The 12065-nt window shown below is 47.5% G+C and carries 9 protein-coding genes and 1 pseudogene; 8 read left to right on the top strand and 2 right to left on the bottom strand.

All coding sequences use genetic code 11. The features are described from left to right. The 8 genes from H6S82_RS05270 to H6S82_RS05235 all read left to right on the top strand — a co-directional run. The coding region (locus H6S82_RS05270; RefSeq protein WP_191056058.1) for a chemotaxis protein CheW at window positions 1-1387 on the top strand (1387 nt) is incomplete at its 5' end. A 221-nt stretch (window positions 1388-1608) separates the two neighbouring features. Further along, entirely contained in the window at window positions 1609-2064 is a 456-nt protein-coding gene (locus tag H6S82_RS05265) for a chemotaxis protein CheW (RefSeq protein WP_190474716.1), read from the top strand. A gap of 39 nt (window positions 2065-2103) precedes the next feature. After that, window positions 2104-4227 (top strand): methyl-accepting chemotaxis protein, encoded by a 2124-nt coding sequence (locus H6S82_RS05260; protein ID WP_242056831.1) that lies wholly within the window; start codon window positions 2104-2106, stop codon window positions 4225-4227. Between the two features lie 73 nt (window positions 4228-4300). Continuing rightward, window positions 4301-7231 carry a HEAT repeat domain-containing protein gene (locus H6S82_RS05255; protein WP_190474718.1) on the top strand — a complete coding sequence of 977 codons (2931 nt, stop codon included), beginning with the start codon at window positions 4301-4303 and terminating at the stop codon, window positions 7229-7231. Between the two features lie 334 nt (window positions 7232-7565). Then, entirely contained in the window at window positions 7566-8408 is an 843-nt protein-coding gene (locus H6S82_RS05250; protein ID WP_190466025.1) for a protein-glutamate O-methyltransferase CheR, read from the top strand. 89 nt (window positions 8409-8497) lie between these two features. Continuing rightward, the gene (locus tag H6S82_RS05245) at window positions 8498-9559 is read left to right on the top strand and encodes a chemotaxis response regulator protein-glutamate methylesterase (protein WP_190466023.1); all 1062 of its coding nucleotides are present in this window, start codon (window positions 8498-8500) and stop codon (window positions 9557-9559) included. Between the two features lie 82 nt (window positions 9560-9641). Then, a complete protein-coding gene (locus tag H6S82_RS05240) occupies window positions 9642-10043 on the top strand; it encodes a fasciclin domain-containing protein (protein ID WP_190466020.1) in 402 nt (133 codons plus the stop codon). Between the two features lie 127 nt (window positions 10044-10170). Beyond that, window positions 10171-10329, top strand: a complete 159-nt coding sequence (locus H6S82_RS05235; protein WP_190466039.1) for a hypothetical protein — start codon at window positions 10171-10173, stop codon at window positions 10327-10329. Window positions 10330-10480: 151 nt separating this feature from the next. Here the strand turns inward: H6S82_RS05235 and H6S82_RS05230 are convergent, their stop codons facing one another. Together H6S82_RS05230 and H6S82_RS05225 are read right to left on the bottom strand one after the other, a co-directional pair. Beyond that, window positions 10481-11776: a CO2 hydration protein gene (locus tag H6S82_RS05230; RefSeq protein WP_190466017.1), complete on the bottom strand. Its 1296-nt coding sequence runs from the start codon at window positions 11774-11776 to the stop codon at window positions 10481-10483. 11 nt (window positions 11777-11787) lie between these two features. Further along, a pseudogene (locus H6S82_RS05225) lies at window positions 11788-12065 on the bottom strand (CDP-diacylglycerol--glycerol-3-phosphate 3-phosphatidyltransferase); the annotation flags it as partial.

Below are 12065 nucleotides of genomic sequence, written 5' to 3'. Positions count from 1 at the left end.
CCCGCTCCCCCACTCCCCCGCTCCCCCACTCCCTTTCACAGTCGCACCATCGAACGTAGTGCGGGTAGACTTGGCGAGATTGGATGAATTGATGCAGATGGTAGGCGAATTGGTGATTACTCGTTCTCGCCTAGCGGATAACCTCAACAACCTCAAAACCATTTTGCCAGCGTCTCATTTACGTACCTTGCGGGAAACAAACCTTACCCTGGAAAGGCAGTTGCGGGATTTACGGGAAGGTGTAATGCGAGTGCGTATGGTACCGATCGGGGAAATTTTTGTACGTATGCAGTTTGCGATCCGCGATTTGGTGAAAGAAACTCAAAAGCAGGTGGTACTGGAAGTGAGCGGGGAAACAACTGAAATTGATAAATTTATAGTAGAGCGGATGATGAACCCGCTGTTGCATTTGGTGCGTAACGCTGTCAGTCACGGTTTGGAAGAGCAACAAGAGCGGGTGCGTTGGGGCAAATCGCCACAAGGAAAGATTGCCCTTCGCGCTACAACTGTTGGGGAAATGGTGACGATCGAAGTTGAGGACGATGGTCGAGGCGTTAATGTAGAAGCGGTAACCTCTAGTGCGAGAGAGCAAGAGTCGATTGGTGCGGATACGACGCTCTCTAGCGAAACTCTACTCGATCTGATTTGCGCGAGCGGTTTTTCCACTCGTAAAGAAGCAGATTTAACAAGTGGGCGCGGTGTGGGGATGACGGTTGTCAAAAATACCGTCACAGAATTAGGTGGTTTTCTCTCACTGGATACCCAGGTGGGACGAGGTACCCGCTTTATAATTCAACTGCCCCTGACTTTGGCGATCGCAGATGCTTTAATTGTCTCCGTCAGCGGACAAACTTTTGCCATTCCTCTGTCATCGGTGCATGAAATAACTCAAGTGCCCTCAGCAGATGTCACTTTATATCCGACATTTGCAAATGCCTCCGTTATGGGTGGCGAGTGGGGCGATAAATTTTTTAAGCCCCTGCGCGAGTCGAAATGGGAAAATAATGAAATGATCGCTCACCGAGGCACTGTTTTGCCTTTGATTCGTCTGGCTCGCATTTTTAACTTAGAAAACGAGATCCCAGGCTCAGATGCAGAGGAGAATCTTCAGCCCACTCTCAAAAAAGAACTGAACACTCAAACAAACATTCTCCAGTCAATCAATTCCCAGTCACTGTTAAATTTGGTTGTAGTTGGCAACGGATTTAGTGCAGCGGCGATCGTTGTCGATCGCATTTTAGGACAGCGAGAAATTGTGGTGCGACCGCTCACAGATCCCCTCGTTCAAGTTACGGGTATCGCTGGAGCCACCGAACTCGGTGATGGATACGCAGTCTTAATTCTCGATATTATAGCTTTAACTCGCGCCGCCAGAATAAAAAATTAAAAGTCTAAAGAAAGGGCGTCGGGAAGAGGGGGAGAGTGAGAGAACGGGATAATAGGAGAATGGAGAACTGAAGAATCAGGAGAACAGCAAAAAATATCTCTAATGTTTTCTCCACTCCCCCACTTTCCGACGCCCCTTGCTAGCTCGGAGTCAATACTAATAAATGATGTGCAATCCCTCAATTAGCCAATTAACCAATTAACCAATTAGCCAATTAGCTTATGAGCAATGAACCTTTTATAATTTTTGAACTTGTGGGCACAAAATATGCTATCTCCTCTCAAATGGTACAGCGTATGGAGATGATCGAACAGATTACCCCAGTACCAAACTCGCCCTCCTTTGTAGAAGGTGTAGTTTTCTCTCGCGGTCAAGTGATTCCCGCCATAAATTTGCGGGTAAGGTTCGGCTTTGAAAAAATTCGCTATGATATCCGCACGCGCCTAATAGTGATTAAGGCAAACGATCGAACTGTGGGTTTAATAGCAGACTCCGCTCGCGAATTTGTGGTGATTCCCGCTGATGCTATCCAGCCGCCGCCAGAGGCTATTTGTGGACTCAGTGACAAATATTTGACAGGTATCGCTATTTCAGGAGAAAAATTAGTGCTAATCCTCAATTGCGAAGAAGTATTAAAATTTTCAAATAATAGTTTAGCAGCGTTCGGTAATAGCTAATACCAATCAACAATAAACAACAATAAAAAGGTAAAGGCAATGGCAAAAAAGTTCCAGAATAAGGGTAAATCGCGTGATGGACATCATCTAAATACCGATCCATTTGGCAAAGCGATAAATATGGCCGCACCAAATGGCGGATATGTGGAAATTAACCGCATTCGCAGCCAAACAGAACAAGCGGCGCAAAATGTCAAAGAAATCTGGCGGTTAGGAGAGGAAATATCGCAAAACGCAGAAACGCAGGTGCGATCGATCTTGGAAACCGTCAATGGCGCTAACGAAATGGCCGTTACGCTCAAAGAAACAGCGACACAAGCTACTTCCGTTGCCAATTCCACAGAAGAACTCGCCTCATCGATCAATGAAATGGCAGCTTCTATAGAGCAAGTTACTGCCAGTACGATTAACATGGCGGCAGCAGTCAATCAAACTGCTACCTCGATCCAAGAAACGACCTCTTCTATCAAAAGCGTCGCCGACACGGCACAAGAAATGGCGACATCTGCCACCCAAGTCACCAGCTCGATGACAGAAATTTCCGCTTCTATCAAAACCGTCAGCAGAGATACCGATGCGGTTTCCGTAGCCGTTAGCGAAACTGCCGCATCAATAGAAGAAATCACTCGTTCTATTCAAAGTGTCGCTTCTAATGCAGACGAGTTGAACAGTGCTGCGGAAAAAACAACCGGTGCCATCAACGAAATGGCAGCTTCTATAGAGGAAGTATCGTCAACAACAGAAAACTTATCGGCCATAGTAGAAGGCGTATCCACTTCGATCGAGGAAATGGCGCGTTCCGTACAGGGAGTTGCCCAAAACGCCGCCCAAATTACCGATGCAGCTAGCAGCGCTGCTGCTAGCGCCACTCAACTCGATCGTTCCATTCGATCGGTAACAAAGCTGACCAAACAAGCAGAAGAAATCACCAGTCGAGTCGCTAAAGATGCGGAAGTTGGCGGTGTGGCAGTGCAAAAATCGATCGAAGGTCTTACCCGCGTCCGCGATTCGATGGCTCAATCTGCCAATGCCATCCGGGAAATGGGCAATAGCACCAACGAAATTGGCAGTATTGTAGATACGATTAATTTAATCGCCGAACGTACCAATTTGCTTTCATTGAACGCATCGATCGAAGCGGCGCGAGCTGGAGATGCGGGACGGGGTTTTGCAGTTGTGGCCCAGGAGATTCGCAACTTAGCAGAACGAGCTGCGGCGGCAACTACCGATATTGCTGCGATCGTTAAATCGCTGCAAAATGCCGTGCAAGAAGTGGTTGCCAAATCGAATGAAGGAATGCGAGTTGCCGATGAAAGCAGCCGTTTAGCTGAAGATGGCGTAACCGGATTAAAAACCATTCTTAAAGGAGTGCAAGAAACTACACAACTGGTGCGTCAAATAGCCATCGCTTCCGAAGAACAGACGAGTGCCGGACAGAACGTAGTAACCGCTATCAATACGACAGCAATGCAATCTAAAGAAGCGGCGAGCGCCACCTCCGAGCAAGCCAAATCAGTGCAAAATTTAGTTCAGTCTACAACACAAATGCGTAAAAGCGCTCAACAAGTTTCTAAGGCAATGAACGAACAAGGGCGTGCGGCACGAGAGATCATCAAAGCAGCTCAAAATACAACCACACTCGCTCAACAAGTACGCAAAGCCACCTCAGAACAAGCTAAAGGCGCAAGTCAAATTCTGCAAGCGGTAGAATCGATGCGACGCGGTGCGTCTACCACATCTCGCGCTCTTGCAGAACAAAGCCGCGGAGGAGAACAAATTTCTCAAGAAGCCGAACGTTTAGAGCGTTTAATTGCTAATGTCAGTAAGGGGATGAACGAGCAATCCGCTGCTACTGTTGAGATTACAACCGCCATCGAAAATATCCGCCGGCAATCAGATCAAACTGCTTTAGCGATGAAGGAACAAACACGCGCAGTTAAAGATATGACTTTGGTCGCACAAAATATTTCCAAACAAGTGGCGACGATCGTTACTGCCAATCGCGAACACTCAAATTTTTCGGATACAATTGTAAATAGAATGGGTCACGTTCGCACGCTCACAGAACGCAATGCCCAAGTCTTCAAAGAGATTCAGCGTGCTGCGGAAAACTGGCAGGAAGGCATCGTAAATCTAACCGCAATTATAGACGGACTTAGTTAATTGTGAATTGGAAATCGCAATTAAATCTATTGCAAAGATAAAAATTTACCCATCACCTTTTGACCGATGAACGATGACCATTAGTATATTTACAACCGATGCCAACTTGATCGTGCGATCGTGGGATGATTGGCTTGCCAGCGTTACAGGTTTGCCCGCTCCTAAAGTGTGTGGAGTTTCCCTTGCCAATATCGTTCCCGATATAGAAAGTCGCGGAATTTTAGCTCATTTCCAGCGGGTATTGAAGAATGGAGGGGTAGAAACGCTATCGGGCGCAGTTTACCCCTATTTATTCCAGTGTCCTACCGTAAAGCCCTCACTGCATTTTGAGTTTATGCAGCAACGGGTGACGATCGCTCCTTTACAAGAAAATAGTAATAATTGTGGAGATTGGAGCAACTTTCAAACATTGTCTGTTATTGGTACAGTAGTGACGGTGGAAGATGTCACCGCGCAACTCGATCTCCAAAAAGACCTCTCCTTTGAACTTGACAATCCCGACGAATTAGTGCGTCTGCGTGCTGCCCAAGCGCTCGCAACGGCCCAGGTGCTGGAACCGGAACCAATGCTGGTGAAGGCGCTGGGGGATAGTAGCTGGCGGGTGCGGCGGGCGGCGGTGGATAGTTTAGCGCAGCAAACAGGGGGAACGATCGCCACGTCCCTGTTGCGAAGTTTGCGAGAGGAACATCGCAATCCCGGCGTCCTCAATGCAGTTTTGCAAGTACTCAAGCAAAGTAAGGTGGATATTGTCCCGGCACTGATCGATTGTCTTAATTCCGAAGATGTCGATTTGCGGATCTATGCAGCGCTGGCATTAGGAGAGCAAAACGATCCGGCAAGAAGGGATTTGAGGGCGAATTTAGATCGCCGCGCTATACCCGCACTGATCCGCGCCTTAGAAGATACAGATGCAAACGTGCGGTATCACGCGATCGATGCTTTGGGAAATTTAAACGCCACTCTTGCAGTTGAGCCGCTGATGGAGATTGCCGAATCGGGGGATTTCTTTTTGGCTTTTCCCGCCCTCGATGCTTTAAGGCGCATTGGGGATGGCACGGTGACGCCCCGAATGCTGCCCCTGCTGGAAGACGAACTGCTCTGTGTTGCAGTAGTCGATGCGCTGGGTCAGCTAGGGGATGCTAGCGTTGTTCCCGCTCTGGCTCGGTTGTTGAATAAGGCAGGAACTCCGGTAGCGGAGATTGCAGCAGCGATCGCCAGTTTGTACGATCGCTATCAAAGATTGTATCGAGAAGGAAACTATATCGCTGCGTTGGCAGCATCCCATATCGATACTACTGGGGTACAAAATTTGACAAAAGCAGTGCAGGGGGCAAAGCCGAATGAACTAAAGGCGATCGTGCTGCTCTTGGGTCAAACTCCTGGGGATACCGAACGGAATGTGGAATCGGTGATGGTTCAGTTATTGGGCCATCCTACTGTCCGCTACTTGGTCATGGAAGCTTTGGTGCGTTATGGCAAACGGGTGACGGATCTGTTGATCGAAAAACTCAAGGCGGAGGTATGCCAAGTCCGCGAAGCCGCAGTCGCGGTGCTGGGACGCATTGGCGACCCCCTGGCAGTGCCAGCCCTGACCCAACTTTTGACAACAGATTCGGAATTGACAATTACGACTGCCGGTGCTTTAGCCCAAATTGGCGATCGACGTGCCTACGATACGCTGCTGGGTTTGATGGGTCATCCCTCGCCCGGAGTACGTCAAGCTGTGGTGGCAGCTCTGAATTCTCTGGGTCATCCCGATATGCTCACGCGCACGATCGATCTGTTACAAGATAAAGACCCTCATGTACGGGAGTCGGCAGTCAAAATCGCCGGATATTTTGCGTTCAATGAATGCGTGACCCTGCTGTTAGAGCGATGTCGGGATTCGGAGGAGGATGTCCGCCGCGCTGCGATCGAACTGATTCCCTATCTGGAAAATGCACCTGTGCTGCCTACCCTGATTTGGGCGCTGGAAAACGATACTCCCAAAGTGAGGGCGACTGCGGCTCGTGCTTTGGGGCAAATGGAAAGTCCGATTGCCTATCCCTATTTGCTCAACGCCCTCATGGATGGGGATGCTTGGGTGCGGTATTACGCAACGCGAGCTTTGGGCACACACGCTTACCCGGAAGCGGTGGACACTTTGGCCCAATTGGCCTTTTCCGATCCGGCTACTCAGGTGCGAATCGCCGCAGTGGAGGCGCTGGGGCGAGTCGGCGGGCCACGAGCTGTATCGATCTTGGCTCCTCTAGCAGAAGATTCCAGCAGTACAGACGATTTAGTTCGTTCTGCTCTGATGGCGTTGGGGGAAATCGGGCATCCTAATTCCCTACCGCCGTTGTTGTCGGCTTTGCGCTCATCCGATCTGCAACGGCGCATTTACTCTGCTCGCGCTTTGGGGAAACGGGGCGGTACGGGTGTGGAAGCGGCGCTATACAGCTTAGTTGCTGTAGATTCCGGCTTGTTTGACGAGACTTCTGGGACGACAATATTTAAGCCTGTCCAGGAAGTAAATGCAAACGAGGCAATTGTTTCCAGTTCGTGCAGCGAGTTAAATATATTGCCGTCCCATGAGCCAACTGTTTCTGAGGTTCATCTCGTGCAAGCGGCGATCGAAGCGCTGGCCCAGTTAAGCACTCCGGAAGCGATCGCCGCGCTGCTGGAATTGACTTCGACGCACCAAGTCAACAAAGTTTGTATTGCGGCGTTAACTAACCTGGGTGAGGAGCATATTGAAGCTATAGGACGCGGACTGAAGCACCCGCACACTAAAGTACGCTGTGCGGCGATAGAGGTGCTGATGCGTCTGAAACATCCTCACGCCTCTGAATTTTTGATTGCTGCTTTGGATGATAAAAATTCATTCGTGCGTTTAGCAGCAATCAATGCCTTGGAACACCTTGGCAACCGCAATGCACAACAAAAAATGGCAGTGCTGGCTCACACAGACCCCGATCCAACTGTGCGCCGCGCCGCCCAGAAAAGTCAAATCACTTCCGTTTAAGTGCTGAGGTTATCAGTCATCAGTCAGATGTTCGTTGTTCGCGGTCGATCGTCGATCGTTCGTGGCCACCCACAAAACAATGACCGAAGGGGTTAGGGGTTAGGGATTAGGGATTAGGAAAGAGGGAGAGGGAAGAGCGGGAGAATGGGAGTACGGGAGAGCCGGAGAGCGGGATTACGGGAAAACGAAATAAAGGTCGAAAATGTACATATAAATTCCCCCACTCCCCCACTCCCCCACTCCTCCACTCCCCCACTCCCCCACTCTCCCCTTTGAATAACCTGGGTAATCAAAGCGGATTTGGTATGAATGCCTGAATGATTGACTTTAAGCTATGCGATTTGTTTCGGAAATATTCAGTTTACCGGATGGCCATTTTACACTTTTGCGAGACTTAATTCACGAGCGCATAGGTGTTAATTACGATAACGAGCGGCGCGATTTATTGGCGGAAAAACTGACGCCTCGCGTGATTGCCTGTGGGTTGGATTCGTTTTTAGATTACTATTACTTCCTGAAATATGACGATGCTGCTGAGCAAGAGTGGAAGCAGGTAATGGATGCTATCTCCATACAGGAAACCTTTTTTTGGCGAGAGATGGATCAAATCAGAGCCTTGGTTGAGGTTCTAGTCCCAGAACATTTTACGGCACATCCTACTGAGTGCCTGCGAATTTGGAGCGCTGCCTGCGCTAGTGGAGAAGAACCTTTAAGTATCGCTATGGCTCTTAACGAAAAAGGTTGGTTTGCAAGGGCACCGATCGAAATTTATGCCAGCGATGGCAGTCCGAGTGCGATCGCCAAAGCGCGGCAAGGAGTGTACCGCGATCGCTCTTTCCGCAATTTACCGCCTCACCTACAAACGAAATATTTCCGGGAAGAACAGGAAAACCAATGGCGAGTGGTACCCGAACTTCACAGCCGCATTAAGTGGACAACAGCAAATTTGATGGCTGAATCCGAAATTCAGCATTTAGCTACCGCAAATATTATCTTTTGTCGAAATGTGTTTATTTATTTTTCCGAAAAAGCAATTTACCAAACAGTTCGTGCGTTTTCTAAGACTATGCCCACCCCCGGCTATTTGTGTGTAGCTGCATCGGAATCGTTATTAAAATTAACGACAGAATTTGAATTGCAAGAGATCGAAAATGCGTTTATATATGTAAAGCGTTAACTAATAGAGGGTAGGGCATGGGATATCGGAATCACCAAGTCCCAATTCCTAATTTACAATTTACAATTGCTCGGGAGAGATTGATTGTTATGTCTCAAATAGTGCGTGTATTAGTTGTCGATGACTCTGCTTATGTCCGTAAAATTGTCAAACAAATGCTATCTCGCAGTCCGCTTATTGAAGTGATCGGTACTGCTCGCGATGGTAGGGAAGCATTGGAAATGGTCGAACAACTTAAGCCGGATGTGGTGACGTTAGATTTAATTATGCCCAACATGAATGGGGTAGAATTCTTGCACGAGCAAATGAAGCGTCGTCCCGTGCCAGTGATAATTGTCAGTATTGCCAGCGAGAGTGGGGAAACGGCACTGGAAGCGCTTGATGCCGGGGCAGTTGATTTTGTGCAAAAGCCGACCGCATTGGCAACGGAAAAAGTGTTTGAAATCGCGGATGAATTGATTAAAAAGGTAAAAATTGCTGCCAGTATACGCCTAACCAATCTGCCTACCGTAGCCTCATATGGGGAAATTGAATCGCCTGCAAAAGTTGAAGTCACGCACCAGAATAAAGTGCGATCGGGTGCGGTAGATATTGTCGTGCTGGGAATTTCTACTGGTGGCCCCCAGGCGCTGAGTTTTTTGATTCCTAAGTTGCCTGAAAATTTTCCCGTACCTGTTGCGATCGTTCTGCATATGCCAGTCGGTTATACAGAAATGTATGCTCGCAGATTAAATGATATATCCTCGCTGAAGGTAATCGAAGCGCGAGAAGGAGATGCAGTTACTGCCGGTGTGGTGTTAATTGCGCCGGCTGGACGGCATCTCAGCTTTATCCGCCAAGCGGATGGTAGAGTAGTTACCCATCTCGATGCGCGTCCCTTCGATACCCTGCACCGTCCCAGCGTAGATGTGCTGTTTCAGTCGGCGGCGGAGGTGTTTGCCGATCGCGTTTTAGGTGTAGTCATGACCGGGATGGGATCGGATGGCAAACAAGGTGCAGCTTGGATAAAATCTTATGGCGGTTCAATTTTTACAGAAGCGGAAGAAAGCTGCGTTGTCTACGGGATGCCGCGTTCGGTGGACGAAGTGGGTTTGAGCGACAAAAGCGTGCGCCTCGATCGCATGGCATCAGCAATTATCGAGGCTGTGTGATGCCAAAAAATTTGATTGTCTATGATTTCAGGTTAGTTTACGCTCTTTAAAGCAGCTGTTTGCAAACTATGAACTGAAATTTATGCCTGATATTGTTGATATTGCAGTTGGTGCGGGTTCTTTTACAACTTTGGTCACTGCTGTCCAAGCCGCTGGTTTAGTCGATACTCTCAAAAGTCCTGGCCCTTTTACTGTATTTGCGCCCAATGACGATGCTTTTGCCAAGCTGCCACCCGGAACTATACAAACTCTGGTACAAAATATTCCGCAACTCGCCAGGATTCTAACATATCATGTCGTTTCCGGTAAGTTGATGAAGGCTGATTTGGCAAAACTCGGTTCGGTTATCTCAGTTGAAGGTTCGCCCATCAAGATAGATTGCTCTAACGGTTTTGAAGTAAAAAATGCCACGGTTTTAGCGCCAGATATCGAAGCAGATAACGGTGTAATCCATGTGATTGACACGGTAATTCTGATGGGGTAGTTTAGCTATCAAGCGAGGAAATTAATTGTTTCTCGCACCAAGAATATCTGTGAGGCCCCAGAAGGGCGATCGGTCGCCCCGGTCGTCCCTCTCTTACAGTTGAGTTGTCAACGAGGCGGTATTAATTATGAAAACACAGTTGAATCCCCAGAAACGATTCATCCCCTCGGAAGAATATCGTCAAATGCTTGTTCGCGACGGAGAACGCCGTTTTCGCGAGTGGCATAGTACTTACTTGAATTATCAAAAAGCTTACCTCAAAGAAATGCGTCAGCGACGACAGTAAAGTTCTCTCCTCAACTTATTCGCAACTGTAACAACTGTAGGGTGCGTTAGCGGTAGCGTAACGTACCATATAACTTCATTTTGAAACTGAACATCCAAAAACCCGGTTTCTTGGAGAAACCGGGTTTCTAAAGGCGCGACTTACCAACTTGCTATCTATAATCCTGACTCTGAATATCGCGCAAACGAGCTTCCGGACGCTTAAATCTGTCTATTTGGGCTTCAAAAAAAGCTCGATTCGCTTGCAAATGTTTTGGATTCGGATCGTCTAAAGGATACAAAAGTGCAGTTCGCAAAGCTTGAATTACAGCAGAAGTAACGCAATACATCGAGCGCTGAAAACTAATACCGAGTTGGATTAACATATCATCCTCGCCTCGGCAATGTTTGCTATAGTAATCCACTAGATATGGGGGTAGGAAATGCAGCATATCTTGCATCAACAATGTAGGTGGAATACCAGCAGTACCCACCGGGAAAACATCAGCATAAAGGATACCGTAGTGGAAATCTTTCTGATCTTCAGGCACTTGTTTAGCTTGGGCGTTGTAAGACTTTGTACCCCGGAAAGGAGCAGTGCGATAAAACACAGCTTCTACATAAGGTAATGCAGCTTCGTATAACCACATGAACCCTTTTGATTTGGGGATGATTTCGTACATTTCGCCGCGAATGTAGACGTGATGATAGATGGGACGACCCGCGATCGCAAATATTCCATTTACGAGAAAATTCATCGCATCGGGAACGCTTTTAATATTTCCTTCGTCGTAGCGATCGCTCATTTCAAAAAATACCGGAGCCATCACTTCCCAGAATAAACCCAGGTTACTGTAATACGATAATTGCTTCACCTGTTCTATAAACATATCTGGGAAAAGCTTATACAATCCCAACATGACTGGGTTGTATTTAAAGTAAGCTTTAATTGCCTTATCCGCGTTAGCTCTATATTCCTCGGTATCCAAATATGGGTCAAATTTGCCACCCATCCCTCTATGCCAAAACATAGCCTGCATACAGGCTTCCGCAAACTCCATATTAATTCTGTCATGCCACAAGTGATGAAACAACTTAGGCATTTTGAAGGTTTCTCCCTTCTCCATAAACGCCAAAAGTTCCGGATGGGCAGTTGCTTGTCCGCGCCATATCCGCAAATCGGCATCATCTCCAGCATAATGATTGTGTAAATCTAAGTACTCTTTTGGCAAGAAGTATTTAAAGAAAGGAAAGGGGTCTAAAAATACACGTTCGGCAATGTATAGCAGATCCCGCCAGTAGAAATCCATCGGTACTGCATAAGCTTTGTACAGTCCGATAATTTGCATCAAATTTTCCGGTGTATCCGGTAGCATTGCGCCACCAGCTTCTAAGCGATGAATCACTTGAGCAAATTCATGATTGGAAGGTGGTAATTTAGTTTCTGGCTTGATGGGAGTTTGTACCATTTTATGTTCCTTTAATTACTCAATTCACGACGTAATTGCAAAGCATGGAAAATACTTAAAACATCATGCGTCCAGGTTGGCAATACCAGCGTCATGATAATTTCTTCAAAGCTGTGAATAGTGCCAACAATACAACTCAACCATAAAGCTATTCCCCCGTAATCAAAACCGAACAAAGCAACAACAGCAATGAAAAGCGTTATCCCCCAAAATTTAGCTGAATAGGTATGATAGCTAGCGGGTTTGCCATATTTAACCAAGTTGACCGCCCACCACAGCAACTGGGCAA

The sequence above is a fragment of the Planktothrix sp. FACHB-1355 genome, assembly GCF_014748295.1.
Taxonomy (GTDB): Bacteria; Cyanobacteriota; Cyanobacteriia; order Cyanobacteriales; family Aerosakkonemataceae; genus Aerosakkonema; species Aerosakkonema funiforme_A.
Note: the sequence above shows the minus strand (reverse complement) of the source record. Positions and strands in the feature narration are given on the sequence as shown.